We start from the raw sequence: 25,190 nt of genomic DNA, 5'->3' as shown, positions 1-25,190 counted from the left end.
TCCTTGATTCTGGCCGTTGGCGTTGTGCTTGCGGGCTGTGAATCCACGCCCTTTAAAGCAACGAGCAACCGCCCGTGAAGCTTCTGAGCGAGAGCGAGAAAGGCAGTTACACGCCGCCCGCCGAGACGACCGCGGGCCTTGTGCCTTCCCCCCACAAGCGATTCAACGAGATTCCCCTGCCCGATGGTCTCCGGGAGGATACGGTACGTTCCTTCGTGTACGACTCGCGAAGCGTCAAGATCGGCAAGATGGTGTACTACTCGAAGAGCACCGTGAACGAGCTCGCCCAGTTCTATATCACCAATGCCCCGCTGGACAACTGGACCCTGGTGTCCACGACCCAGTCGGAAGACAGCGTGTTGTTGTTCTTCACCAAGCCCGGCAAGCGCCTTAATGTGGAGTCCCGCCGGGTGGGTGTGGGCCGGAGCAATGAACTTATCCTGAATTATCTTCCCGCCGAGGAAGCGGCGCAATGAAGTCCGCGATGCTCCCCATGCTGTTTGTCCTGGGCCTGCTGTCCGGTTGCGCCGGCGGTGGCGTGAATCTGGACATTCCCGGTCTGGGCGGCAAAGCATCCGATGAAGCGCAGATCACGAAAATCTTAAATGATGTGCATCTCGGGATGGAGACGAAGAAAGTCGGCAAGATCATGCGGCACGTATCCGCCGACTATCTCGACGAAGAAGGCCGGGACGCGGAGGGTATCCGGAAGTACCTCAATCAGGTTATGAACAATTACCGTTCCATTCAGATTAACCGGTCGGCCTCCAGCATATTGATTCAGGGTGATCGCGCCCGGGTGGTGGAGGCCTTTGGGACGCTGGGACAGCCGGACAACTCCCAGACGCCGCCGGTGACCCTTCAGGGGCAGGTGGCGGTCTACCTCCAGCGTACGGACGCGGGGTGGAAAATTGTAGAGTGGGGCGCTATCAGTTAAAATACCCGTTTTGACCCTTCCTCCTCCCCGGCTCCGGGGAGGCATTGCATGACCCGTTTTTGGAAAGAGAGCATTCATGGCTGAGAACGAATCGAAGTCCGCCGTCGCCCACGGCGTTGCAGGTGAAGCTGAAACGCAGGGCGACTGGCAGCAGTTGCTGGACTATATCAAGGAGAACCCCAAGACGGTAATCGGCGGTATCGCGTTTGTGGTGCTGTGCGCGTTGGCGGGTGGTATCTACAGTCTGAACGCCTCCGTCAAAGATCGTCACGCCATGACGGCCTATGCCGATGCGCTGGACGAAGAAGACGCCGCCGCGCGGGCCGAGGCTCTGCAGGCGGTGGCCGCGGCGGGCAATCGGTGGAGTGTGGAAGCGCTCTATCTTTCCGGCGAGGCGCATATCGAGGCCAAGGCCTATGACAAGGCCCGCGAGGCGCTGGGTAAAGTCGTAAACGACCATGGGGATTCCGACTATGCGCCCCAGGCGGCGGAAGCGCTGGCCTTCCTGGATGAGAACGAGGGCAAGCTGGAGGAGGCGCTGGCGGGTTACACCAAAGTGTTTGAATCCTGGGACGATACCTTTACGGGACGTCGCCAGCCCCTGAACATGGCCCGTATCCAGGAGGAACTGGGCAAGCTACCCGAGGCGATTGCCTCCTACAACAAGCAAAAAGAGATTTTTCCCGATTCGACTTTTGCAACAAGTGCGGATCAGGCGCTTTCCCGCTTGAAGTCGGAGCATCCGGATCTCTTCCCGGCCGAGACTGCTCCGGCAGCCGCCGCCGCGCCTGCCGCGGCCCCCGAGTCTGCTGCGGCTCCCGAGGCCGCTCCGGCACCCGAGGCTGCTCCGGCGCCCGAGGCTGCTCCGGCTCCCGAGGCCGCTCCGGTCCCCGAGACCGCTCCGGCCCCCGAGACCGCTCCGGCCCCCGAGGCTCCCGCCGCACAATAGGCCGGTACAAGACAAGCGAAATTATCAAGCGCTCTCGTCCTGGACGAGGGCGCTTTGCTATTGTCGGGAAGGACCGGGTTCCCTTTTGCGTCAGGTTTTTGCCACAGACGGGTATAGTCTGACAGCTTGTGAATTCGTTGCTCGACGGGAATACGGACCTTCCAGTCCATGATTTTCTTGCGACTCTGTCGCACGAACGCGCTTGGGAAGACCCGCGCTCCCGGTTGGGCGATCAATTGGCGGAAAAACTCAAGAACGCTGAAAGATGGCTTTTCCCCCTGGCTGACAGCCGCATTGACTTCCGCCACGTTCCCCTTTAAAATCAAAGTCCCCGTGGGGCTTGAATTGGGGTACGGTCCAGCAGGGCATGCAACGCGAGGTAGTACACGCATGAAATCAGGCCAGATCCGCAAATTGTTCCTCCTTCTCCTGCTGGCTGGCATTGCCGTGGGAACGGCGCAGGCTCAGACCGCCTGTCTTTCCATCCAGCGAACCGTGTCGGGTTGCGCCATCGCCGGCGCCGATGTGGACGTGACCGTAACCATAGAGAGCGCCTGCGAAGAGGAAATCTCCGCGCTTGGTCTGCGCGAGACGATTCCCGAGGGCTGGACCTATCAGGGTTCAACGCTGACCGCCGAGCCTCGCCTGGAATCGGAAATCGGCTCGACGGGTACAATCGAATTCGGCTGGGTCGAGATACCGACATTTCCCGCGACCTTCACCTATACCCTTGCCGTCCCGGAAGGCGCGTCCGGCAGCGAAGCGATCAGCGGTAACGTGCTGTATCGGGAAGACAATGGCGAAGTGGCGGGCGGCGTCGTAGAGACCAGTGTTTGCATCGAGGCGGGTGGTGAGGGTGAAGGTGAAGGGGAAGGCGAAGGTGAGGGAGAAGGCGAAGGGGAAGGGGAAGGCGAAGGGGAAGGCGAAGGCGAAGGCGAAGGCGAAGGCGAAGGCGAGACGGGTGCGCCGGTCATCACGCTGCTCGGTCTGGCCAATGTCTCCATGGAATGCGGTACCGCGTTTACGGATCCCGGTGTTACGGCGCAGGATACCGAAGACGGCGACCTGACCGATAGTGTAATCAAGCTTGGCTCGGTAAATATCCATGATGCGGGCGTCTATGTGTTGACCTACAACGTCATCGACAGCGACGGGAACAGCGCGGCCCAGGTGGTGCGCACCGTCACGGTATCCGACAACACCCCGCCCAACGTTACCCTGGTGGGCCCGGCGACGGTGAATCAGTCCTGCGGCGCGCCGTTCCTCGATCTTGGCGCAACCGCGACGGATGTCTGCGATGGTACACTGTCTGTGGTTATGGAGACGGAGATGGATCTGACCCAGCCGGGGACGTACACGGTGACCTATCGGGCCACGGACGCTTCGGGCCATTCCGACACGGCCACGCGGACGGTGATTGTGGAAGACACCGAAGGTCCGGAGATCACGCTACTGGGCGCATCGCCTTTCCCGCTGGAGTGCGGCACGCCCTATGAAGAACCGGGGGCGACCGCCGTGGACGCCTGTGATGGCGAAGTGGCCACGGTTTCCGTTGTGACCAATACGGTTAACCCGTCGGTACCCGGCACCTATTCCGTGACCTATCAGGCGACGGATCAGGGTGGGCGAGTCTCGATTGTGACCCGCGACGTGCTTGTGGCGGATACGGATGCGCCGGAGATTCACCTTGTGGGCAGTGCGCTGGTTGAGATCGACTGCGGTACCGCGTGGACCGATCCCGGCGCCACCGCCATCGATGCCTGTGAGGGTGTGGTGGAGGTTACGAGTGACGCGGAGACGGTGGTGAACACGACCGAGGCCGGGTCCTATGAGATCACCTATCTTGCCGAAGACAGCCTGGGCCAGCTTTCCGTGGCGACACGCACGGTGGTCGTGGGTGGTCCGGCGTGCGAGGGCGGTTCCGCCGTGTGCCCCCTGACGGAATTCACGGTCAGCCAGCCGGCGGGCGATACCATCTTCATACCCGAGGGCGCGGGGCAGCAGCGCGTGTTGTTTTCCGCGTCCACGTTCTTCGGCGACGACGCGGATTGCACGGTCGGCACGACCCGCGTTACCTACACGGTGGACGGCGCCTCGCAGCTTTCCGAGAACCGGGCCGCGGGCTACCCCGTGGTGTTTTTCCTGACGGCGGGCGAGTATACGGTTGACGCCGTTGCTGAAGTGGTGGAGACCGGCAGCACCCTTTCGCAGCAGTTTGCGCTGACTGTGGCCACCGCCCCCGATGCGGATCAGGATGGCCTCGTGGATCAGCCCTTCACCAGCCTGGCGGTGGAGAGTGATATCTGGACGACCGACACGCAGGCCCCCGGCAGCGACGGCACGACGACCATGACCACCTGGTTTGGCGATTGCGACGGCGCCTCGGACGAGCGTGTGGAAGTGCGGGTGCGCAATCCCGAGAACAGCGCCCAGGTGCTTACGGTTTCCGTGGAGCGGGCTTTGCTGGATTGTGAGGAGCAGGGCATCCTGACGGTTGCCTTTGGCGAGAGCCTGGGGAACATATTTAACCCTTCAGAGGCAGGCGCGATTCCGGCCGCGCCCGCCGGCGTTGCGGACGACGGGCCTTTCTTTGATGTGACGCTGGTGGTAAGCGGCAATGGCGGCGATTCCTTCGCGCCCATCGCCGCGAGCCGACTGGCGGCGCGTCCGGTACGGTTCAGCCTCACCGGTGTCGACATTCCCGACGCGGAAACGGCGTCCTTCGTGCGCTTCCCGACGACGGCGGCGCCGGATGGCAACGGTGGCTTCGATCTGGAAGTGGGCGAGGGAACTTGGAGCTCGGCCTCCATTCAGAATGTGACCGTGGGTGGCGCCACCCTCCAGGGCGAGGCGGTGAATCTGTCCCTCTTCGCCCCGCTGACCCCCGAGGCGGGCAAGGATCCGAATGGCGCTTCCTGCGCGCCGGGCCAAGGCGTCGGCACCTTCTGGGCGGGCGATTTAGTTGTCGCGCTGGGCCTGCTGGCGTTGTTGGTCTGGAGCGGTCGCGCCCGCGTCGTGCGATGACGGTATGATTAACAATACGGCCCCCGCGTTCCGCAGAGCGCGGGGGCCGATTTGTTTGTGCGGGATTGTTTGGTGTGCAGTGCGCGAATGAACGCATGACGAAGGGGATTGCGTCGGCACTCCATGCTCCTTTGCGCCGCCACCCGCGGGCAGGTTCTGGGCGTTTTCAGTCTGGCTCAATGACCGCCACTCGACGCGTGATGTCGGCCGATCCAGGCCAGTACCTTCTGAATGACTTCCCCGCGGCCGGTGTCGTTCAGCAATTCATGATATCCGCCTTCAACCCAAAAACGGGTCTTGTCGGTACTGCCGGCGCGTTCGATGAGCAACTGGATTCCCGACGGCGGGGCGATGGTATCGGCGGTGCCGTGGAAGACGAGGAAGGGGGTGGTAATCCTGGGCACTATGTCGGGCAGGGCCTGGATGGCGTGGGCGAGCTCCGCCCCGGTTCGGGCGCGAATTGGGCCATGGTAGACGTGGGGATCGGTGTCGTAAGCCCGGACGACTTCCGGATCCCTGGCGATGCCCTTGCTTTCGATTCGGTCTACCGGGAGTCCCGGTGCTACCCTGCTCAAGAGCCCGGACATTCGCAGCAGGAGTGGCGCGACATGATCCGGAATGGCCATCAGGGGGCTTGAAAAGATCGCGCCACAAATTCCGATTGGCTCCCCGGCCAGGTAGTGCGCGGTGAGCAGGCCGCCCATGCTGTGGCCGAGGATGAACAGGGGCTTTCCACCGACCCTTTCACGTGTTTGATCAACGAAATGGCGCAGGTCCGCGACGAGCGTTGTAAAGTCCTTGATCTGTCCGCGTTTGCCGGGGGTTTCACCATGACCTCGCAGGTCGCATGCGTGGACGTGCAGGCCCGCATCGTTTAACTCGCGGGCGAGGGCTTCATAGCGACCGCTGTGCTCGGCGTAGCCGTGAACGATGACCAGGTGAGCCTGGGGGCTCTGTTCCGGGGGCCAGGAGCGGCAGAAGCAGGATTCGGGCATGTTGGCGGTTCCGGCGAATGGGTCAGGGGACATGGGTCTTATGGGTCTTATGGGTCTTATGGGTCTTATGGTTCTTGTGGTTCTTGTGGTTCTTGTGGTTCTTGTGGGTCTTGTGGTTCTTGTGGTTCTTGTGGTTCTTGTGGTTCTTGTGGGTCTTGTGGTTCTTGTGGGTCTTTTGGGTCTTGTGGGTCTTGTGGGTCTTGTGGGGGCTCGTGCGTTTCTTACTTCGTTTGAGATCAAACAATCAAAGCAAGTACAATTCTGCCGACCTTTCCTCCCTTTATAGGAATACTCCCGTTGCACGAGAATACCAATATTCGCACTTCCGTGGGGCCTGTTGCCAGCCTCTTTGGCAAGATCTGTCTTCGGCTCATGGGTTGGCGCGAGGCCAGTCCACAGCCTGCCGTTCCGAAGTATGTGCTCACGGCCGCACCCCACACGACGAACATGGACCTCTTCTACATGCTCTTCGGGACCCTGGCGATGAAAATACCGGCCACGTGGATGATGAAAGACACGGCCTTCTGGTGGCCTGCCGGTATGATCTGGCGCAAGCTCGGCGGTGTGCCGGTGAATCGCCGCGCCGCGACGAATGTGGTACATCAGATCGTGGAGGTGTTTAACAGCCGGGAGGATCTGGCGCTGCTGATCGCGCCGGAAGGCACGCGCAAGGAAGTGAAGCACTGGAAGCTGGGCTTCTACTGGATGGCGCTGCAGGCGAAGGTGCCGATCGTGCCGGGTTATATCAACCACCAGACCAAGCGCATCGGCGTGGGCGAGCCCATTTACCTGACGGGCGATATTGAGCAGGACTTCCAGAAGATTCGAGATTTCTACCAGGACGTTGTGGGCATTTATCCGGACTACGACGAGCGGCAGGCGAAGCGCCCGCCGGTAAAGCGCGGGGGCGATTGAGAGGCGGGGGCGCTTGTATTGGGTTTTGGGTGTCCGTATAATTGGTTATAACAACAAAGCCCCAACCCCACGGAGTGCCCCGTCATGATTCGCATTGTCGTCGCCCTCAGCCTGCTCGCCAGCGCCACCACGCTGGCCTCCCCCCCCATTGCCATCGACAGCCGGCTCGAGCCCTTCCTCGATACCTACTTGATTGGCTCTCAGGCCAACACGGCGCTCCGGCTGCAGGTGCCCCGTCCCGCGGAGACGGTAATTCAGTTCAATGACAAGTGGGAGGGACGTTATTGCGGCTATGTTACGGTTTTTAAGGATGGCGACCGCTATCGCATGTACTACCGGGGCAATCCCACGTCGGGCAAGGATGGATCGGACTGGGAAGTGACCTGCTATGCGGAGAGCCCCGACGGCATCCACTTTACGAAGCCGGAACTTGGAATGCACGAGTACGAGGGGTCGAAGGCGAACAACATATTCCTGGCGAATCAGGCTCCCTTCTCCCACAATTTTGCACCGTTCAAGGATACGCGTCCCGGTGTGCCGGCGGAAGCGCAATACAAGGCCATCGCGGGGACTTCGGAGACGGGGCTTCACGCTTTCTACAGCGCGGACGGCATCCACTGGACCAAGCAGGACAAGGCGCTGATTACGGATGGAGCGTTTGACTCGCAGAATGTGGCCTTCTGGTCCGAAAGCGAGGGGCAATATGTGTGCTACTTCCGCACCTGGCACCAGGGCGGCTTCAAGGGCTTCCGAAGCATCAGCCGCGCCACGTCGCCGGATTTCGTGACGTGGAGCGAGAAACAGGAGATGGATTTCGGCGATACACCCCGGGAGCATCTGTACACCAACCAGACTTTTCCCTATTTTCGCGCGCCTCACATCTACGTAAGTGTTGCGGCGCGATTCATGCCCGAGCGCCGCGTGGCCAGCGAAGCGGAGGCGGCGGCCTTTGGGGTGGAGAGCAGCTATTCGGGGGACTGCTCCGACAGCGTGCTGATGACGAGCCGCGGCGGCAATCGCTATGATCGCACCTTCATGGATGGGTTTCTGAAGCCGGGGATTGGCCTGGAAAACTGGACTTCGCGCACGAACTATCCGGCCTGGGGCATCGTGCCCACGAGCGAGCGGGAGATCTCCCTCTATGTCCAGACGAACTACGGTCAGCCGACGGCGGGTCTCCAGCGCTATGCCCTGCGGCCCGACGGATTCGTCGCGGTAGAGGCGCCTTATGCGGGCGGGGAAATGATCACGAAGACCATCACCTTTACGGGGAAATCCCTGTATCTGAACTATGCGACTTCGGCTGCGGGCAGCATCTGGGTGGAATTGCTGGACGGGGACGGCGTGGTGATTCCGGGCTACGAGGCGGACAAGTGCTTCGAGATCATCGGAAATCAGGTGGAGCGCGCGGTGGCGTGGAACGGCAACACCGATATCAGCGCCCTGGCGGGTACACCGATCCGGGTGCGCTTTGTGATGAAAGACGCGGACTTGTACGCCGTGCAGTTCAAGTAGGTGATGCAGGCGGGGCGTGGGGGAACGTATTGATTGGTTACCGGGACGGCAGGGACTACAGCGACAGCAGAATGATTTGACCCTGCTGTCGCTGTAGTCCCTGCCGTCCCTGCAAATTTGGCCGGAGTGTGTGAGGGAATCTGGTATGGCGCCCGTTACCACCTCCCCCGATCAGTCTTCCGCAGTCGCCTCGGGCGCTTCATCGGGCGCATTGGTCTTGAAGAGCTCCGCGATCACCATGAGCACGAGCCCGCCGACGATGGCGAGATCGGCGACGTTGAAGATGCCGGTGCGGGGCTCCCAGCCCCGGATACTCACCCAGGGAAGGCCCATGTTCATGAAGTCGACCACGATGCCGCCGTAGGCCACGCGATCGATGAGATTGCCTATGCCGCCGGACAGGATGAGGGCCAGGGCCACGGCCACCAGCTTGGCCATGTCGCGGGAGAAGAAGAGGAAGCCCGAGACCACGGCGAGGATCACGGAATTGAAACCGACGAGTAATATCTGGCGTAGCGTTTCCGACATTTTCCCGAAGAGCCCGAGAAACGCGCCGGTATTTTCCGCATACTGGAGCCGGAAGAAATCGCCGAGATAAATGTGAGGCGGGGAACTCATCAGCCAGGCAATAGCCATGCGCTTCGTGGCCTGATCGAGGACCACGCTGACGGCAACAATGGTCAGGATCAGGGTAATGCGGTTCTTATAGGTCATGGGGATCTTCTGAAAACGCGACGGGCACGCAGGGGGTTGTAGCCGGGAGCCCACGCGGTTCGGGGCGGCCTCCAGTATAGGAAAGGCGGGGAAAACGAGTCAATCAGCAACCGATGTGGAGGCGACTCAATCGCCCGGGCTCAGATTGTCCGGTCCCTTGCCAACATGTTTCTCGTAATGGCCCTTTCCATTCTTGACGTACTTGGTGAAGCCCAACCGCTCCAGATTCTTGTCGCTCGTGTTCTGCTTCTGAATCCGCTCGTGGCCGGAGCCGGCGATGTGGGGCGACTGAAAAACGCGAACGACCTTTTCGCCCGTTTCGGGGTGTTCCGTCAGGGCGGGCTCGCTCATCCCGTGGACGTGCTCGAAGACTTCGCCTTCGGTGCCGTCATCGTGAATGACTTGATAGGTGTATATGGGCATGGTGGTGAATCTCCATGGAGTCATTGGCAACTGAGTATCGGGCCGACGCCCTTCGGTGGCAGGGACTACAGGGACATCAGCGACGGCAGAAATGAAAACACGGTCGTCTCTGCCGTCGCTGCTGTTCCTGAGAACGAGGCGGCATACCTGGGGTTATTTTATACGTGATAAAAAACGGCCCGCAACAGTTCCGAGGGGATCCGTTGCGGGCCGCGATATGTTCCAGGATTACAGGACGCCCGCGTTCTTGAGTTCCTGAATGCCCGTGCGGACTTCTTCGGCGGACTTGTGAAGGGAGGCGCGATCCGCGTCGGAGATTTCCAGTTCGAGGATCTTCTCGACACCGTTCTTACCGAGGACGCAGGGCACGCCCATGTAGATGTCGTCCAGGCCATACTGGCCGGTCAGCAGGGCGGCGCAGGGGAGGAGCTGCTTCTCATCGCGGATGATGCTCTGGGCCATGCGGACGGCGCTCGCGGCGGGGGCGTAGTAGGCGCTGCCGGTCTTGAGCAGGGCCACGATCTCGCCGCCGCCCTTGCGCGTGCGCTCGACGATGGCGTCGATGCGGTCCTGGGGCAGGAGCTTGGTGATCGGGATGCCGGAGACGGTGGTATAGTGGGGCAGGGGCACCATGTCGTCGCCGTGGGAGCCGAGTACCATGGTGTCCACGTTCTTCATGCTGACGCCGAGTTCCATGGCGACGAAGGAGCGCATGCGGGAGCTGTCGAGGCAGCCGGCCATGCCGATGACGCGTTCCGCCGGGAAGCCGAGTTTCTTATAGGCGAGGTAAACCATGACGTCGAGGGGATTGGTGACGATGATGACGGTGGAGTTGGGGGCGTAGGTTTTGATGCCTTCGCAGACCTGGGTGATGATGCCGCCGTTTACGGCCAGCAGGTCCTGGCGGCTCATTCCCGGCTTGCGGGGCAGGCCGGCGGTGACGATGACGACATCCGCGCCTTCAATGTCCTTCAGGTCATTGGTGCCGGTGCACTGGCTGCTGTAACCGCGGATGGGGCCGGCTTCGGTGAGGTCGAGGGCCTTGCCCTGGGGCACGCCTTCGGCGATATCGGTCAGCACCACGTCGCCGAGTTCGAGCTCCAGGCAGTACTGGGCGGCGGTAGCGCCCACGTTACCGGCGCCGATAGATGCGATCTTGAATTTCTTTCCGACGGACATGGTGGTTCTCCTTCGTGTGCAATACACGGGTATGGGGTTACTTAACGGGGGCGCTCCCGGGTGGTGTCCGCCGCGTTGAGGTTGCGGCGTGCGTCCCCGACTTGGGCACGCGGCGCGGCGCGAAGCCGGGCGTGATTGCGCGGGGGCATTTTACTACACGGCGGCAGTGAATTGGAATTCGGGACACCGCTCAGAACTCGAAGTAGATAAACTCCGTCTGGCGGAAGATGCCGCCGAGGAAGAGGGTCCAGAAGATCGCCGTGTAGACGGCCCAGCGGAGTGCGACGGGGCGCGCGCGGAACCAGGGTTGAAGGGGCGCGCGGGCCTGGGCGTGTTGCACGAGCTCGCAGACGATCATGGCGACGAGCGCGAAGAGGAGAGCGCCGGGGGGCAAGCCCAGGGTCTTGATGGAGCGGTTCCAGAATTCGGGGGCGAGGAGCACGCCCCAGCCCCGGGGCAGGTTGGCGATGACAAGCCAGGCGTCGGCGAGGGAGTCCGCGCGAAAGAATATCCAGGCGAAGTTTGCGATGGCGAAGGTCATGGCGACCTTGACAGCGCGGGGCAGTCGGGTGGTGGCGGGGAAGCGCCGCGCCAGGGCGTGTTCCAAGAGGAGCGCAGCGCCGTGGATCAGTCCCCATAGAAGAAATTTCCAGTGGGCCCCGTGCCACAGTCCGCTGATGGCAAAGACGGCGATGATGTTGACGGCCCAGCGCCTGGAAGAAACGCGATTGCCGCCGAGAGGGAGGTAGACATAGTCGCGAAACCAGGTGGAGAGGGAGATATGCCAGCGCCGCCAGAATTCGGCGATGGAGGCGGCGGCATAGGGGCGGTTGAAATTGGTGGAAAGGCGGACGCCGAGCACCCGCGCGGCGCCCACGGCGATATCGCTGTAACCGGAGAAGTCGCAGTAAATCTGATAGGCGAAGCAGAGCGTGGCAATGGCGAGCGCCGGGCCGCCGTGGTTTTCCGGATCGCGATAGACGTGCTCCACGACCATGGCGAGGCGATCGGCGATGACCATTTTCTTGAAGAAGCCCCAGGCCATGAGGCGCAGGCCGTCGGTGGCGCGGGTATAGTCGAAATCGCGCTCCAGCTTCATCTGGGGCAGGAGATCTTTGGCGCGCTCGATGGGGCCGGCGACGAGTTGGGGGAAGAAGCAGATGTAGAGGGCGAATCGGCCGAGGTGGCGTTCGGGGGGAATGACGCCGCGATAGACGTCGATGGTGTAGCTCATCGTCTGGAAAGTGTAGAAGGAAATACCGATGGGCAGAAGGAATTCGGAGTGGGGCAAGTCGATGGCGAAGCCGACCCGCTCTGAGAAGGCCCCGAGGGAGTCGCTGAAGAAGTTGTAGTATTTGAAGAAGAAGAGCATGCCCAGGTTGGAGCCGAGGGTGGCGGCGAGCCAGGTATTGCGCGCCCGGGGCGAGCGGGCTTTTCCGATCTGTAGTGCGGCGGTGAAGTCCAGCAGGGTGGAAAGCCAGAGGAGCAGCACATAGCCGGGCTCCCAGGCCATGTAGAAGTAGTAGCTTGCCGCCAGCAGCCAGGCCCAGCGCGTCGACTTCGGGATGAGGAAGTACAGCCCCACCACGATGGGAAAGTAGACGCAGAAGTGCATGGAGTTGAATAGCATGGGATCTCGATTGTCATAGAATCGCACAAGCTGGGAGCGCTGGCATCCCTGCCGGCACGTTCACCATGGATGAACGAATCACTTCCTATCGTAAGACTGTCCGACGTTGTTGTTCGCCGGTCGACCATAGCCCTGGTCCGCACCTGCGGTGCGGGGGCCGGCAAAGATGCCAGCGCTCCCAACTTGCGCGTCTTCCCTCGTGTCGCGGAATCGTTCCGGGTTGCCGAAGGCAACTACACCCGCATGTCGGGGAAATAGTGCACTTCAATCAGGAGGCACATGGTGTGCCACAGGGCGATGTGCCCTTCCTGGATGATCTTGGTGGAGTCGCCGGGGGCCTTGATGGCGATATCCGCGAATTCGGCCATCTTGCCGCCCTTCGGGCCGGTGAGGGAGACCGCCGTGGCGCCATAGGCTTTCGCGGTAGACATGGCCATGAGGCAGTTGTTGGCGTTGCCGGAGGTGGAAATGGCCAGGAGCACATCGCCGGGGCGGACGAGGGCGTTGAGTTCCTGCGCGAACGCGATGTCGCGGATGGGGTTGTCATTTTCCACCGCCGTTTTCAGCGCACCGTTGAAGCCGAGGGCGTGGGAAGACAGGCCCGCTTCGAGGTTGTTGGCGAGCTCTTCGCCAAAAGGCAGGCCGGCGAATTTCCCCTTGAGTTCGGGGCTCAGGGGGCGCAGCCGCTCAAAGCTCTTGTTCAGTTCGCCCACGATGTGGAGCGCATCGGCGTTGGATCCGCCGTTGCCGCAGGTAAAAAGGGTGCCCCCCCCTTCATAGCATTGGACCAGCGTGTCGTGGAGTTCCAGTAGCTTGTCCACGCATCCGGCGAGGTCGGGTCGGCGGTTGGTAAGTCCCTGGAGTACTTCCTGTTCGAGGGTTGAGAGGGCGGGCATGGGGCAATCCTTCTATCGGTTTTTGGGGTGATATCGGGGTTGAGTATATCGATTTTGTATTGCCTGTCGCACCCTTGGCGATGTTTTTACGTAAGCAGATCGTAAAAACGTAAAAATGGTTTGACAAATACGCGACTCTGTTGTATATTGCTGATATAAGGTTTGGCGGAGGCGATGGGTTCGAGGAAAAATCGAATCCAACACTGCCTGAAGAAGACATCCGCGCTCCTGGGCGAGCGGAACCCGGTGAAGGCCGGGGGAAGCGGGGAGAGCGCGGTTCACCCCGGTCATGAGGGCGGGGCAATACGGGACAGTTCAATATAGATGGGAGACCCAAAGCGTCCGGGCGTTGTCCGGTGGGTCTCGCGATTCTCTGGTTATGGTTGTGCAGTCGATTAACAAACAGGAGAAGTAGCATGCGGAAAAAAGGTTTCACCCTCATCGAACTTTTGGTCGTAATTGCCATCATCGGCATTCTGGCGGCGATACTGCTGCCGGCCCTGGCCCGTGCCCGGGAAGCCGCGCGCCGGGCGAGTTGCCAGAACAATCTCAAGCAGCTCGGACTCGTATTCAAGATGTACGCGAACGAGTCGCAGGGGCAGAAGTTTCCCCCGATGAAGGTGTACGACTGTGCGGATACCATCCACACCTTCAACGCCATTTTTGATGGGGAGAAGGTGTACCCCGAGTATCTGACGGAATGGGACAGCCTCGTGTGCCCGAGCAACGGCGCGGGCGGCAGCGCGGAAGAACTCTGGGACAAAGGCCAGACGAAGGCCGTGCAATGGGTGGATATTCCGGGATACTCCAACAATGGAATCGTGGAAGCCTGCGAGCTTACGGCCCAGCCCTACTATTATCTGGGCTATGCCTTCACGGACCAGATGTTTGTGACGGCGGCGGACTTCACCAACTTCCAGCTCGCGATCGAGGGCTACGACGCGCTTCTCATCGGCGGTGACGCCGGTATCGTGGAGGAGGACTGGTACCTGGAAGACACGGGCGCCAATCCGGTGCCGATCAACGGATTCGATTCGGTGTTGCGTCTGCGGGAGGGCATCGAGCGCTTCTTCATCACCGACGTCAACAATCCCGGCGCCAGCGCCAAGGCCCAGTCCGTCATTACGGTGATGTACGACGCGATTGCGGCGGACTCCGCCAACTTCAACCACATTCCCGGCGGTTCGAACGTTCTTTACATGGACGGTCACGCCACATTTGTGAAGTATGCAGGGGTGGACGGTGACTTCCCCCTGAATCAGGCGGGCCTCGACCTCGCGGCCGCCGGACAGTAATCCACTAGCCCTGGATCAGAGTGTGATCGGTCCGTAGCCGGTCACCGCACGCGGGACTTCGCCACCGAGCGGGGTCCCGCGGACTATTTTCGGTTCGACGGTCCCCTTGACAATTGTGCGCCTCGGGGGTATTATTGAGAGAAGCTTATCAAAGACAGGCCCTCTGCAACATGAAGTTGACCACACCGCAGCGCGCCCTGCTCCTACTGAGCATGGTGTTCGTCATCGCCCTCCTCCCTCTGGTGGGGAGTCTGCATCATCATGACCATCATGAAGATGCTCTGGGCGGCTGCTGGTTCTGCACGACGGCCTCCGTTGCCACCCTTCCTTGCTTTGCGCAGTTTCTTGCCGTCTCACTTGTGGCGATTGTGCACCGTGTGGACGGTGCCACCGGTCCCTCGCGGTTCCTCTGGATGCTCCGGCATCGCCGCGGCCCCCCGCAGGTCTCCATCGCGTAGAGTCATATTCCAGGGTTGCGAATTGTGACCCGCCACGCCCGATGGGTGTGCCGGGTGGCGATTCCGACACGCCGCATGCCGCTTTCCCCAGCGTAGGATCCGGTATGGTTCAACGCCCGCCGTGTGTCCAGCGCGGTTTGGGAATGACTCCCCGCAATAGAATTCCCCTTGCTTTTTCCCTTTTACACCGGAATTTTATTTGGAGTTTCAAGCCATGCGTCGCACTGGTTTTACCTTAATTGAACTGCTTGTCGTTATTGCCATTATCGGAATCCTCGCCGCCATACTTCTTCCCGCGCTGGCCCGCGCGCGGGAGGCGGCCCGTCGCGCCAGTTGCCAGAACAACCTGAAGCAATTGGGTCTGGTCTTCAAAATGTACGCCAACGAGTCGAAAGGGCAGAAGTTTCCGCAGATGAAGGTGCTGAATTGCGATGCGGAGATCCAGCCGTGGAACGCCGTATTTGAGCCGGCCCTGATCTATCCGGAATACCTGACCGACTGGGACACGCTGATCTGCCCGAGCAATGCGGCCGGGGCTACGGCGCTGGAGCACTGGGACGAAGGCAACACGCCCAGCCCGGCCTGGGAGGAAGTGCCCGGCTTCAGTAACAATGGCATCGTTGAGGCGTGCGAACTGACGGCGGAGCCCTATTATTACTACGGATACGCACTGTTCGATCAGCTTTTCAAGATCGAGCAGGATTTCCTCAACTTCGAGATGGCCATCGAGTCCTGGGGCGAAATCATCGAGCTGGGCGATGTGGAAGCCGTTGACCGCGACTGGCCCATGCGCGACGACGGCGGGGTGACGGTGCCGGTGAATGGCTATACTTCCGTGCTTCGCCTTCGCGAGGGCATCGAGCGCTTCTTCATTACGGATATCAACAATGCGGGTGCGAGCAGCAAGGCCCAGTCCGAGATTGTCGTGATGCACGACGCCGTGTCGGATGAGCCCGACCATTTCAATCACATTCCCGGCGGCTCGAACGTCCTCTATATGGACGGCCACGTCAGCTTTGTGAAATACGTGGGTGTGGACGGGGAGTTTCCTTTGAACGAAGCTGGCCTGCTGCTCCATGAAGCAGGTCACGGTCACGCCCACCCGTAATCCTTAACCACCTTCTCACGACGGGGCCCGGCCATTGGTCCGGGCCCCGTACGTTTTTGGGGTGGGCTTGCCGGAGGTTGCGAGGCTCCATGTGTGTTATACTCCCGCCCCGAATCACCTTGTATACCCCGGGGCGCGACGCGTCGCCCGGGAACGGTCGTTCGGGTCCCCCTGGATGTGGTGTCCCGACCTAAACTCGCAGTTCCGGGAACCAGCCATGCTGCCGCGCAATATCAGTGTAATCGCCCGAATATGGGGGGCCCTGAGCCTCGGCATTGCCTTGAGCCTCGCTCTGACCTCCATATCCTCCGTTTTGATGGGGGAATGGGGCATGTTTCGCGATTTCATGCTTTCCATCCTGGTTTGCCTGGGTTTTGCGCTGGTCTGCGGCCTGGTGGGCCGAAAGCCCGCGCGGAATATAAGCACCCGCGACGCCATCTTCGTGGTGGCCTCGGGCTGGGTCCTCGCTTCGTTGCTGGGTGCGCTGCCTTTTATGTTTGCCGGCGAGTTGGGCTTTGTCGACGCGGTTTTCGAGAGCGTATCGGGTTTCACGACGACCGGCTCCAGTGTCATGCGCCAACTTGACAGCATCCCGCGTTCGCTGGCGATGTGGCGCAGTGTCACCCACTGGCTGGGCGGGATGGGCATTATCCTGTTGTTGATCGCGGTATTGCCGCAGCTTGGCGTGGGCGGCAAGCTCCTGTTGTTGCGGGAGTCGACCGGGCCCACCCCCAAGGGCATCGAGCCCAAGGCCCAGGATACGGCCATGTTGCTGTTCCTGATCTATGTTGGGCTGACCGTAATCGGGATAGGGGCGTACATGCTTGTTGGCCTGAATTTCTACGAGGCGATCAACCACGCGTTCAGCGCCATTTCGACGGGCGGGTTTTCCACGCGTTACAACAGCATTGCGTCCTTCGAAAGTTACCCCGTAGAGCTGGTGTCGATCCTTGTCCAGCTCGCGGGCGGAATCAACTTCCTGATGTATTACAAGCTCATCCTGCGGCAGTGGGGCGGTCCTTTGTACGACACGGAGCTGCGTGTATTTCTGGGTATCTTTGCGGGTGCAACCTTGTTGATCACCGCAAATCTTTGCGGCGCGCAATTGCAGATGGCCGGCGCGGATGCGGCTACGGTCACCTACGATGTGGTTACGGCGCTGCGCCACGCCTCCTTTGAAGTGTCCACCATGATGACGGACTGCGGCTTCGTGCTGGTGAATTATGACGAGTGGCCCGTGTTTTCCCAGCTCATGCTTTTCCTGGTTACGATGACCGGCGGTTGCGTCGGCTCCACGGCGGGCGGCTTCAAGATTCTGCGGCTCGTGGTGCTTTATCACGTGTTGTACAACTGGCTGGAGCGATCCTGCCACCCGAAGCTGGTCACGACGGTGCGGGTGAACAAGACGGTGGTCGAGGCCGACGTGGCGAATCGGGTCATGTATTTTCTGGGGCTTTATGTGCTGTGGATGACCTTCGGTATTTTCTTCATGTCTTTTGCGGGCCTGCCTTTTGAAGGGGCTGTGACTTCGGTGATCGCGACGATGAACAACTGCGGCCCCGGTCTGGGGGTGGTCGGGCCGAGTACGGATTTCAGCGACATTAACACGGTTGGAACGATTTACCTGACCGTGAATATGCTGGTGGGTCGACTGGAGATGGTTACCTTCCTGGTCCTGTTGCTTCCGAGCTTCTGGCGTCGGAGTTGATCGGGGAAAACTTGATTGTCCGGCACGGGACCAAGCACAATGCGCGCCGCCGTATCGCTGGTATGCGGTATGCCCCCCGCGAAACTTGTCCAAACCTCTGGCTCGTTACGCGCTGGGTAGCGCTTGATAAATTACGCCTCACCTCCTTCGGGAGCTTCTTTTCCGCCCGGCCCGCCCAGCGGCCCCCGCTGATATCCAATGCTACGGAGTCTGCAGTTTCATGTTGATCTGGATCCTGTTTATCGGGCTTATTCTTGCCCTGTTGGCCCTCGATCTGGGGGTGTTGAACCGCAAGGCCCATGTGGTCCATGCGAAAGAGGCGCTGCTGTGGACGGCCTTCTGGGTCACGCTGGCCCTGGCTTTCAACGTGTTTGTGTATTACTTCTATGAGAACCAGGGCTGGGGCTGGGCGCCGGGAAAGGTGTTCGGCGTGAGCGGGAAAGACGCGGCCCTGGAGTTTTTCGCCGCGTATCTGCTGGAAGAGTCGCTGAGCATGGACAACATGTTCGTAATTGCGATGATTTTCGCGTATTTCAAGATACCGGGGAAGTATCAGCACCGCGTGTTGTTCTGGGGTATTCTGGGCGCGCTGCTCATGCGCGGCGGGATGATTGCGCTTGGCGCGGCGTTGATTGAGCGTTTTACCTGGGTGACCTATATATTCGGGGCGATTCTCATTGTCACGGCGGTGAAGATGCTGATCCAGCGCCACGACAACATCGACCCCGAGCACAACTGGTTGATCCGCCTCGCGCGGCGCTTCATGCCCACGACGACGGAGATGTCGGAGGGCAAGTTTCTCCTGCGGAAGGAGGGTGTGACCTATGTCACGCCGCTCTTTCTCGTATTGCTGATGGTGGAGACGACGGATCTGCTTTTCGCGGTCGACTCCGTTCCCGCCGTATTTGCCGTGACCCACGACCCGTTTATTGTATTCACGTCCAATGTTTTTGCGATTCTGGGTCTTCGCTCCCTCTATTTCGCCCTGGCCGGGCTCATGAGCAAGTTCCAGTATCTGAAAATGAGCCTGGTCTTTATCCTGGCCTATGTGGGGGTCAAGATGCTGCTGGCCCACCACCATCCCATACCCATTCCCGTGACGCTGGGCGTAATTGGCGGCATCCTGAGTGTGGGGATTCTGGCGTCGATTTTCGGCGCGGGCAAAGACACCTCGCCGCTGGAGTCCCCCCTGCCGGAGGAGGACATCACTTTAAGGCGCCACGAGGACTGATTTCGCGGGGACCCGGAAATATTCTGGCGGACATGTGAATAAACTTCAGGCGATGGATGTAGTTCCGGGGTGATTCCCGGGGCGTGTCCGGGAGGTACGGTCGTGCCCGCCGGTGCGCCGGTACGTACAACATACTTCAATTCGGAGTTCTTTGAAGCATGCTGATCTGGTCTGTTTTCCTGTTGCTGATTCTGGCCTTACTTGCGCTGGATCTGGGTGTCTTGAACCGAAAGGCCCATGTAATCCAGCCGAAGGAGGCGCTGGCGTGGACGGCCTTCTGGGTGGTGCTCGCGCTGGGCTTCAATGCCTTCGTGTACGTGCTGTATGAGCGGGGCGGCTGGGGACTTGCGCCGACCATCGACTTTTCTCTGGGGGGGCAGGAAGCGGCGCTGGAGTTCTTCGCCGCGTATCTGCTTGAGAAGTCGCTGAGCCTGGACAATATCTTTGTCATCGCCATGATTTTTGGGTTTTTCAAGATTCCGGCGATCTACCAGCATCGGGTGCTGTTCTGGGGCATTCTCGGAGCGCTGGTCATGCGGGGCATCATGATTGCTCTGGGTGCGGCGCTGATTCATAAATTCAGTTGGGTCACCTATATCTTCGGCGCGATTCTGCTGATCACGGCCATCAAGATGCTGGTGCAGCGCGACGACAACTTTGATCCGGAGAACAACTGGCTGATCCGGCTGGCGCGCCGCTTCATGCCGGCAACGACCGACATGTCGGGGGGACATTTCCTTACGAAAATCAACGGCATCACCCATATCACACCCCTCTTCCTGGTGCTGATCATGGTGGAGACGACGGATCTGCTCTTCGCGGTGGATTCCATCCCCGCGGTTTTTGCGGTGACCCAGGACCCCTTTATCGTGTTTACGTCCAATGTCTTTGCGATTCTCGGGCTGCGTTCGCTCTACTTCGCGCTCGCCGGACTGATGGATAAATTCCGTTACCTCAAGATCAGCCTGGTGTTCATTCTGGCTTACGTTGCGGTGAAGATGATGCTGGTACACCACTATCCCATTCCGATTCCGGTGACCCTGGCGCTGATCGGCGGAATCCTGCTGGTGGGCATCGGCGCTTCGGTGCTCGCCGCCGCAAAGAACGACTATGGACCCAAGTGAACCCACGAACAATTCCAGTGAATCTTCACCCGTCTGGCGCCAGGTGCGCCGGGCGGGTGCGATCCTGGGCGGAACCGTGCTCGTCGGCGCCGGGGCGATCATGCTCCTGATTCCGGGGCCCGGAATTCCGGCGATTCTGGGCGGTCTGGTGCTCCTGTCGTCCGAGGTCGTGTGGGCCCGAATGCTCCTGCGCAAGGTGCGGGAGCGGGTCGGTAACAAGGTTCCCCTGCCCGGCGTGGCCAAACTTGAGGAAGAGGAATAGCTTCGAGACGGTCGGGGAGGGGGAAGCGGGTTTGCCCGACGGCCCCGCCGTGCACTACGCTTTCGGTGCGGTCGCAGCGCGCCGCTGGAGGTATGAATTCGATGGGGTTGCGTGTTGTTGTGATGGTGGCGGCCTGCCTGGCCGCCTTTGCGAGCCGGGGCGAAACCACTCAGTTTCAGGGGGCGCCGTTGCACCAGTTCACGCTGGACAACGGCCTTCGCGTGTGGCATTTGCCCCGGCATGAGAGCCCGTCGGTGGCCATATTTCTCGTGGTGCGCGCGGGTGGCCGCTACGAAAATGAACAGAACAACGGCGTGTCACATTTCCTGGAGCATTTTCTCTTTACCGAGACGGAGCGATGGAAAGAGGGCGAGGTTTTTCAGGTGATGAACCGCCTGGGCGGCGTGAACAATGCCACAACCGAGAGCGAGCGCACCACGTGGTACAACATCGCCGCGCCGGAATATTTCGAACCAGCCATGGACTGGATCGCGGAGGTGGTGCTCCACTCGAAGATGGCCCCGGAGCACATTGAAAAAGAGCGACGGATCATTTTTCGCGAGAACGGCGGACCGAACAGTTGGTTCGTGGACTGGTGCAACAAGATCGGCTACGGCGGCCCGACCCAGGAAGAGGTCTACGGGCGGCTTTTCCCCGGGTCCACGTTGAATCTTCCGATCATCGGGAGCAACGCTTCGCTGGAGGCCATGGACCACGCGACGCTCACCTCGTATTACCAGGCCCACTACGTACCGAACAATGCCCTGCTGCTCGTGGTCGGAAATATCGAGGCCCCAGTGGTGGAGGAGGCGGCGAAGCGCTATTTCGGGTCCTGGGCGAAGGGCGCCGAAGTGCCCTGGCCCGCTTCGCCGAAGTTGCCGGAAGGCGGGCCAATCCGCATCACCCAGCGGGGCATGGACATCCAGGACGAAGGGGCGGTTTGGATGGGCGCGCGGACCGAAGGTGTGGCGAATGCTGATCGCTGGGTCTTCGACGTGCTGGGCCATGTGCTCCAGGAGCGCCTCTTTCAGAAGCTGCGCATTCAGGAGGGCCTAGTCTATTCCGTGGCCGCACAGCAGCAACTCTTCAGCGACGTGGGCGACTTTCGCGTCGCGGCCCGGGCCAAGCGGGAGCATCTGCCCCGGGTGGAGCAATTGATCGCGACGGAGATCGACGGCATCAAGGCGGGCAACATCGGCGAGGCTGAAGTGTCCGAAGCGCAGAAGACGATCATCGGGCGACACGCCCTGGCCATGGAGAGCAACTACGCCCACGCCTTTGCACTCATTCAGTATACCCACCTGCCCGGAGACGGGACGACCCCGATTCCGGATTTCGACACGGCGATCAACGGAGTGACGGCGGCGGATCTGAAGCGCGTGGCGGAAACCTACTTCACGCCCGAACGCAGCTATGTGATCGTGTATGATCCGATTTGCACGGCGAACGAACTGGCGATCTTCGCGGCCGCGAGCACGGCACTGGCCATCGCGGCCTACGCCTGGCGGCATCGGCGGAACAAACAGCGGCGCGTGGCCGCAGGGGAGCAAGGCTGGCCATGAATGAAATGGCCAAATTAATCATCGGCGCGGGAGTGGTGCTGGTTCTTGTCGGTGGCGTGATGTTGCTGCTGGGGAAGCTGGGCATAAACCTCGGCCAGCTTCCGGGCGATATCCATGTCGAAGGGGAACGGAGCTCCTTTCACTTTCCCGTTGTGACCTGCATCGTCGTGAGTGTGGTGCTGACGGTGCTGCTCAATCTGGTGAGCCGGTTCTGGCGATGAGGGGACGGACCCGCGCCAAGGTGACGCCGCATAACATCAGGAGCTCGATAACGCAAGACATGCTCCGATGAGCGCGATGTGTTCGATGCGTGGGCCTGTCCCAAAAGATGGGTGGGGTGACTCGGAATAAAGGGAGTACTTCTTGGTCGTGTGTCTGACGTTCGGGTCGTGACCTTACTTCCCCTCGGGGCGTCGGAAATGTACAAAGCCGCTGAGGAAATGCACAAGTTCGTTTTGGGCGGGTGTGCGATGATATCTTTCAGCACTCGGCCTGTTGCGGCCTTTACATCCTCTTTCACAAATCCACGGAGATCGGTAAGTCATGGGATACCTCGGAACAAGCGAGCGGGACGCGCGTCTGGCGAATGTGCGCAGGATCATGCAGGAAAAGGACCTCGATCTGGCTCTGGTCTATTATGACGAGTTCAATATCGGCAATGGCTGGTACTTGACGGGCTGGTGTCCGCAGTTTGAGAGCGGTGCGGTGCTGGTACTGCGCGAGGGCGACCCCATGCTCCTGGGCGGTCCCGAGAGCGAGCCCTTTGCGAAGCTGGACAGCGCTATCACGGAGACGCGCAATTTTCCCGTCTTCATGGTGCCGGACGAGGAATACCCCAACGCGACAATCACGAGCTTTGAGGCGCTTTTTGAGGAACTGAAAGGGCGCGCGGGCGCGATTCGACGCGGCGGCCTGGTGGGCGCGGGCCGTATGCCCGCCGATTGCTATCGCCAGATCAACGAGGGCTTCAGCGGCGTAGAGATGATCGATATTACGGACGACTACGTCTCCCTTCGCTACGACAAGTCGGGCTGGGAACTGGAGCAGATTCGAGCGGCCTTCGGTCTGGCCGATCACTGCTACGACGCCATGGCCGCATCGATCACGGCGGGCAAGATGGAAATTGAAGTGGCGGCGGCCGGTGAATACGCGGCCCGCAGCCGGGGCGCCACGGGCTTTGGATTCAGCGCCATCGTGGGATCGGGCGACCGCTCAAACGCGGTGGTGCCGACGGCGACGAAGAAGGTACTGGAACCCGGCGAAGTGGTGATGATCGGCATTGCGCCCAAGTGCAACGGCTACGCGGGCGTGGTAGGGCACACACTGCCGGTATCGGGCTCTTACACCGCCTCGCAGCAGGAATGCCTGGACCATTTGAAGGAAGTGTTCCGCCTGACGAAGGCTCAGCTCCGGCCCGGCGTTAAAGGAAGCGAAATCGACGCGCCCGGCCGCGCCTACTACCAGCAACACGGCCTGTTGAAATACCTCGTGTGCCCCTTCGCCCACACCATCGGCTTGCACGAAGCGGAGGCGCCCTTCTTCGGCCCCCACAGCTCCGACGTGCTCAAGCCGGGCATGGCGGTGTGCATCGACGTGAGCTTCTTCGGCCATCCCGAGTGGCACGGTGCCCGCATCGAAACGGGTTATGAAATTACGGAAGACGGCGCGGTGCCTTTCAGCCCGAAAATGGATAAATTGCTGACGCAGTAGGGACACAATTGACTTCTGTCGTGCCACGCGATTCCGCCTCAGGCGGATTCGTGTGCCTTGTGCGGCGCGTCCTTTGAGTCTTGTATGTTACTTGGGCGAGCGGTTGGTTCTCATTTCTTCTGTACCCGCCGTTCGCCCAGAGCTTTTTGGGGCGGGGGCAGTAATCCTCACAACGGGCACACGAATCCGCCCGAGGCGGAATCGCGTGGCACGATTTGAGCCCGTATTGTTCGCTTGGAAAGTCTCGTTATCTCCGCAGCAACCACACCTGCACGGCCACGGCCACCATCACCGCGACCGGCGTCCACTGAAAGGCGGCGGTGAGGCCGATGGCGCCGGCGGCGTATCCCGTGCCGATGCCGCCGAGGACCGCGCCGACGCCGAGGAGTCCTTCGTTGATGGCGGCGCGGCGGTGCTTTTCACTTGCCACCGCGAGGCTGTAGTACAGGCTGGAGAAAAAGCAGAGCCCGTAGTTCGCGCCGACCGCGATGAAGCAGAGCAGCATCATCCCAACGCTGTGGGTGTGGGCCAGGGCAATGAGGGAGGCCGCCGCGATGAGTTGCCCCGCGACCATATAGTCGAATCGCCCCCGCCAGGACTTCGTGCGCCCGAGTACGGTGAAGCTGGCCACCGTGGCGAGGGGAAGGATAAAGGCGAGCCACGAGAAGGCCGTGGCCGGTCCCACGGAGAGCAGCCAGGCAGGCTGCCACCCGCTCCAGAGATCCAGATTCCCTTCAGACACCAGGGTTTCCACACGGCTGGGGTAGACCGAGCGAAGGGCGGCGAAGAGGCTGTTGGCCGACAGCGTGGCGCCCCAGGAGGCATAGAGCAGGCCGGGGGAAAACGTGTCCGCTTCGGAATCGTCGGCGTCACCGGAAACGTTGCTTTCCGCGACCCTGACTTCCTTCGGTAGTGAACGAAGAAGGAGAACGACGACAACGCCGACGACAAACAGTAGAAAGAAAGGAAGGCGGTAGTCGAAGTCGTAGAGCGGTCCCGCGAAGAGGGGGCTGAAGGTGAAGCCGAAGGCCGTGGCGGTGTTGAACCCGGTGAGGTGTCGCGCGCGGGCTTCGGGGTCGGGCTCGCCGCCGAGCCAGGACTGCATGGCGGGCCAGGCGAGGGCGAGGCCGAAGAAGGGGAGGGACGTTGCGACGCCGCAGACCAGCGGGGAGGTCATCCACGGGATGAGCGTGAAGGGGAGGGCGAAGGCCGCGACGCCGATGATGGCCAGGTAGAGGCCGCTGCGCGCGCCGGTGACATAGCGTGCCGAGAGGAGACAGCCCGCGGCGTAGATCGCCATCTGAAAGGCCCCAACGGCGCCGGACATGGCGGGGCCGCCGCCGAGTCGCTCGAAGATAAAAAAGGGCAGGGCGGTGAGCGCGATGGCGACGGAGAAATCCAGGAGGAACGCCGCGGCGTACATGCGGTGATGGGGTTTTAACAGCATCGGAAATACCTGCGTCCTGGCGACGGATAGACTACACGGAATTGCATCTGGAAGATTGTCTCAGGGGTGCGGAGTCATCGAGTGGGTGCCTTCCAGCCCCCTATTTCG

The 25,190-nt window shown here is 60.9% G+C and carries 23 protein-coding genes and 1 pseudogene; 16 read left to right on the top strand and 8 right to left on the bottom strand.

What is annotated here, in order from left to right:
• The first annotated feature begins 74 nt into the window (after positions 1 to 74).
• The 4 genes from JNK74_18435 (at position 75) to JNK74_18420 (ending at position 4,910) form a co-directional block, all read left to right on the top strand.
• Complete coding sequence (locus tag JNK74_18435; protein ID MBL7648166.1) at positions 75 to 476, top strand: hypothetical protein; 402 nt, start codon at positions 75 to 77, stop codon at positions 474 to 476.
• Complete coding sequence (locus JNK74_18430) at positions 473 to 937, top strand: hypothetical protein (GenBank protein ID MBL7648165.1); 465 nt, start codon at positions 473 to 475, stop codon at positions 935 to 937. The genes JNK74_18435 and JNK74_18430 overlap by 4 nt, the downstream gene beginning before the upstream one ends.
• Before the next feature lie 76 nt (positions 938 to 1,013).
• Positions 1,014 to 1,886, top strand: coding sequence for a tetratricopeptide repeat protein (locus JNK74_18425; GenBank protein ID MBL7648164.1), 873 nt, complete (start codon positions 1,014 to 1,016; stop codon positions 1,884 to 1,886).
• A 390-nt stretch (positions 1,887 to 2,276) separates the two neighbouring features.
• On the top strand, positions 2,277 to 4,910 hold the full coding sequence (locus JNK74_18420; GenBank protein MBL7648163.1) for a DUF5011 domain-containing protein: 2,634 nt from the start codon (positions 2,277 to 2,279) through the stop codon (positions 4,908 to 4,910).
• Positions 4,911 to 5,086: 176 nt separating this feature from the next.
• On the opposite strand, the gene JNK74_18415 is transcribed toward JNK74_18420, so the two are convergent.
• On the bottom strand, positions 5,087 to 5,905 hold the full coding sequence (locus JNK74_18415; GenBank protein ID MBL7648162.1) for a lysophospholipase: 819 nt from the start codon (positions 5,903 to 5,905) through the stop codon (positions 5,087 to 5,089).
• A gap of 22 nt (positions 5,906 to 5,927) precedes the next feature.
• Positions 5,928 to 6,149, bottom strand: coding sequence for a hypothetical protein (locus tag JNK74_18410; protein ID MBL7648161.1), 222 nt, complete (start codon positions 6,147 to 6,149; stop codon positions 5,928 to 5,930).
• Positions 6,150 to 6,202: 53 nt separating this feature from the next.
• Between JNK74_18410 and JNK74_18405 the strand changes: the two genes are divergently transcribed.
• Both JNK74_18405 and JNK74_18400 read left to right on the top strand, forming a co-directional pair.
• The gene (locus tag JNK74_18405; GenBank protein ID MBL7648160.1) at positions 6,203 to 6,820 is read left to right on the top strand and encodes a 1-acyl-sn-glycerol-3-phosphate acyltransferase; all 618 of its coding nucleotides are present in this window, start codon (positions 6,203 to 6,205) and stop codon (positions 6,818 to 6,820) included.
• Positions 6,821 to 6,904: 84 nt separating this feature from the next.
• Positions 6,905 to 8,335, top strand: coding sequence for a hypothetical protein (locus tag JNK74_18400; protein MBL7648159.1), 1,431 nt, complete (start codon positions 6,905 to 6,907; stop codon positions 8,333 to 8,335).
• 171 nt (positions 8,336 to 8,506) lie between these two features.
• Here the strand turns inward: JNK74_18400 and lspA are convergent, their stop codons facing one another.
• From lspA to JNK74_18375, 5 genes are all read right to left on the bottom strand, one after another.
• The gene (gene lspA, locus JNK74_18395) at positions 8,507 to 9,049 is read right to left on the bottom strand and encodes a signal peptidase II (GenBank protein MBL7648158.1); all 543 of its coding nucleotides are present in this window, start codon (positions 9,047 to 9,049) and stop codon (positions 8,507 to 8,509) included.
• 126 nt (positions 9,050 to 9,175) lie between these two features.
• Positions 9,176 to 9,472 (bottom strand): FmdB family transcriptional regulator, encoded by a 297-nt coding sequence (locus tag JNK74_18390; protein ID MBL7648157.1) that lies wholly within the window; start codon positions 9,470 to 9,472, stop codon positions 9,176 to 9,178.
• Between the two features lie 228 nt (positions 9,473 to 9,700).
• Positions 9,701 to 10,651, bottom strand: coding sequence for a malate dehydrogenase (mdh, locus tag JNK74_18385; protein ID MBL7648156.1), 951 nt, complete (start codon positions 10,649 to 10,651; stop codon positions 9,701 to 9,703).
• 190 nt (positions 10,652 to 10,841) lie between these two features.
• Positions 10,842 to 12,281, bottom strand: coding sequence for an MBOAT family protein (locus JNK74_18380; protein ID MBL7648155.1), 1,440 nt, complete (start codon positions 12,279 to 12,281; stop codon positions 10,842 to 10,844).
• A gap of 233 nt (positions 12,282 to 12,514) precedes the next feature.
• The gene (locus tag JNK74_18375; protein MBL7648154.1) at positions 12,515 to 13,177 is read right to left on the bottom strand and encodes an SIS domain-containing protein; all 663 of its coding nucleotides are present in this window, start codon (positions 13,175 to 13,177) and stop codon (positions 12,515 to 12,517) included.
• Between the two features lie 416 nt (positions 13,178 to 13,593).
• Here JNK74_18375 and JNK74_18370 point away from each other — a divergent pair.
• From JNK74_18370 to JNK74_18325, 10 genes and pseudogenes are all read left to right on the top strand, one after another.
• A pseudogene (locus tag JNK74_18370) lies at positions 13,594 to 13,902 on the top strand (prepilin-type N-terminal cleavage/methylation domain-containing protein).
• 740 nt (positions 13,903 to 14,642) lie between these two features.
• Entirely contained in the window at positions 14,643 to 14,930 is a 288-nt protein-coding gene (locus tag JNK74_18365) for a hypothetical protein (GenBank protein MBL7648153.1), read from the top strand.
• Positions 14,931 to 15,342: 412 nt separating this feature from the next.
• The gene (locus JNK74_18360) at positions 15,343 to 16,038 is read left to right on the top strand and encodes a hypothetical protein (GenBank protein ID MBL7648152.1); all 696 of its coding nucleotides are present in this window, start codon (positions 15,343 to 15,345) and stop codon (positions 16,036 to 16,038) included.
• Positions 16,039 to 16,255: 217 nt separating this feature from the next.
• Complete coding sequence (locus JNK74_18355) at positions 16,256 to 17,746, top strand: TrkH family potassium uptake protein (protein ID MBL7648151.1); 1,491 nt, start codon at positions 16,256 to 16,258, stop codon at positions 17,744 to 17,746.
• A 220-nt stretch (positions 17,747 to 17,966) separates the two neighbouring features.
• Positions 17,967 to 18,977, top strand: coding sequence for a TerC family protein (locus JNK74_18350; GenBank protein ID MBL7648150.1), 1,011 nt, complete (start codon positions 17,967 to 17,969; stop codon positions 18,975 to 18,977).
• Positions 18,978 to 19,135: 158 nt separating this feature from the next.
• The gene (locus JNK74_18345) at positions 19,136 to 20,101 is read left to right on the top strand and encodes a TerC family protein (GenBank protein MBL7648149.1); all 966 of its coding nucleotides are present in this window, start codon (positions 19,136 to 19,138) and stop codon (positions 20,099 to 20,101) included.
• Positions 20,088 to 20,363 carry a PGPGW domain-containing protein gene (locus tag JNK74_18340; GenBank protein MBL7648148.1) on the top strand — a complete coding sequence of 92 codons (276 nt, stop codon included), beginning with the start codon at positions 20,088 to 20,090 and terminating at the stop codon, positions 20,361 to 20,363. Before JNK74_18345 ends, JNK74_18340 begins: the two co-directional genes overlap by 14 nt.
• Before the next feature lie 101 nt (positions 20,364 to 20,464).
• A complete protein-coding gene (locus JNK74_18335) occupies positions 20,465 to 21,925 on the top strand; it encodes an insulinase family protein (protein ID MBL7648147.1) in 1,461 nt (486 codons plus the stop codon).
• A complete protein-coding gene (locus JNK74_18330) occupies positions 21,922 to 22,146 on the top strand; it encodes a DUF2905 domain-containing protein (protein ID MBL7648146.1) in 225 nt (74 codons plus the stop codon). Before JNK74_18335 ends, JNK74_18330 begins: the two co-directional genes overlap by 4 nt.
• Positions 22,147 to 22,468: 322 nt before the next feature.
• The gene (locus JNK74_18325) at positions 22,469 to 23,635 is read left to right on the top strand and encodes an aminopeptidase P family protein (protein ID MBL7648145.1); all 1,167 of its coding nucleotides are present in this window, start codon (positions 22,469 to 22,471) and stop codon (positions 23,633 to 23,635) included.
• A 247-nt stretch (positions 23,636 to 23,882) separates the two neighbouring features.
• Here the strand turns inward: JNK74_18325 and JNK74_18320 are convergent, their stop codons facing one another.
• Positions 23,883 to 25,082 carry an MFS transporter gene (locus JNK74_18320; protein ID MBL7648144.1) on the bottom strand — a complete coding sequence of 400 codons (1,200 nt, stop codon included), beginning with the start codon at positions 25,080 to 25,082 and terminating at the stop codon, positions 23,883 to 23,885.
• Positions 25,083 to 25,190: the final 108 nt, after the last annotated feature.

It is taken from the genome of Candidatus Hydrogenedentota bacterium, from assembly GCA_016791475.1.
Classification (GTDB): Bacteria; Hydrogenedentota; Hydrogenedentia; order Hydrogenedentales; family JAEUWI01; genus JAEUWI01.
This window is presented reverse-complemented; position numbering and strand designations above follow the sequence as displayed.

What these genes read in the sequence shown, in the direction of transcription:
- JNK74_18430 (MBL7648165.1), top strand. Translation starts at nt 473, where the DNA reads ATGAAGTCCGCGATGCTCCCCATGCTGTTTGTCCTGGGCCTGCTGTCC.
- JNK74_18415 (MBL7648162.1), bottom strand. Translation starts at nt 5,905, where the DNA reads ATGCCCGAATCCTGCTTCTGCCGCTCCTGGCCCCCGGAACAGAGCCCC.
- JNK74_18350 (MBL7648150.1), top strand. Translation starts at nt 17,967, where the DNA reads ATGTTGATCTGGATCCTGTTTATCGGGCTTATTCTTGCCCTGTTGGCC.
- JNK74_18360 (MBL7648152.1), top strand. Translation starts at nt 15,343, where the DNA reads ATGAAGGTGCTGAATTGCGATGCGGAGATCCAGCCGTGGAACGCCGTA.
- JNK74_18335 (MBL7648147.1), top strand. Translation starts at nt 20,465, where the DNA reads ATGGGGTTGCGTGTTGTTGTGATGGTGGCGGCCTGCCTGGCCGCCTTT.
- JNK74_18340 (MBL7648148.1), top strand. Translation starts at nt 20,088, where the DNA reads ATGGACCCAAGTGAACCCACGAACAATTCCAGTGAATCTTCACCCGTC.
- JNK74_18420 (MBL7648163.1), top strand. Translation starts at nt 2,277, where the DNA reads ATGAAATCAGGCCAGATCCGCAAATTGTTCCTCCTTCTCCTGCTGGCT.
- JNK74_18365 (MBL7648153.1), top strand. Translation starts at nt 14,643, where the DNA reads ATGAAGTTGACCACACCGCAGCGCGCCCTGCTCCTACTGAGCATGGTG.
- JNK74_18325 (MBL7648145.1), top strand. Translation starts at nt 22,469, where the DNA reads ATGGGATACCTCGGAACAAGCGAGCGGGACGCGCGTCTGGCGAATGTG.
- JNK74_18390 (MBL7648157.1), bottom strand. Translation starts at nt 9,472, where the DNA reads ATGCCCATATACACCTATCAAGTCATTCACGATGACGGCACCGAAGGC.
- JNK74_18425 (MBL7648164.1), top strand. Translation starts at nt 1,014, where the DNA reads ATGGCTGAGAACGAATCGAAGTCCGCCGTCGCCCACGGCGTTGCAGGT.
- lspA (MBL7648158.1), bottom strand. Translation starts at nt 9,049, where the DNA reads ATGACCTATAAGAACCGCATTACCCTGATCCTGACCATTGTTGCCGTC.
- JNK74_18345 (MBL7648149.1), top strand. Translation starts at nt 19,136, where the DNA reads ATGCTGATCTGGTCTGTTTTCCTGTTGCTGATTCTGGCCTTACTTGCG.
- JNK74_18400 (MBL7648159.1), top strand. Translation starts at nt 6,905, where the DNA reads ATGATTCGCATTGTCGTCGCCCTCAGCCTGCTCGCCAGCGCCACCACG.
- JNK74_18355 (MBL7648151.1), top strand. Translation starts at nt 16,256, where the DNA reads ATGCTGCCGCGCAATATCAGTGTAATCGCCCGAATATGGGGGGCCCTG.
- JNK74_18375 (MBL7648154.1), bottom strand. Translation starts at nt 13,177, where the DNA reads ATGCCCGCCCTCTCAACCCTCGAACAGGAAGTACTCCAGGGACTTACC.
- mdh (MBL7648156.1), bottom strand. Translation starts at nt 10,651, where the DNA reads ATGTCCGTCGGAAAGAAATTCAAGATCGCATCTATCGGCGCCGGTAAC.
- JNK74_18320 (MBL7648144.1), bottom strand. Translation starts at nt 25,082, where the DNA reads ATGCTGTTAAAACCCCATCACCGCATGTACGCCGCGGCGTTCCTCCTG.
- JNK74_18380 (MBL7648155.1), bottom strand. Translation starts at nt 12,281, where the DNA reads ATGCTATTCAACTCCATGCACTTCTGCGTCTACTTTCCCATCGTGGTG.
- JNK74_18330 (MBL7648146.1), top strand. Translation starts at nt 21,922, where the DNA reads ATGAATGAAATGGCCAAATTAATCATCGGCGCGGGAGTGGTGCTGGTT.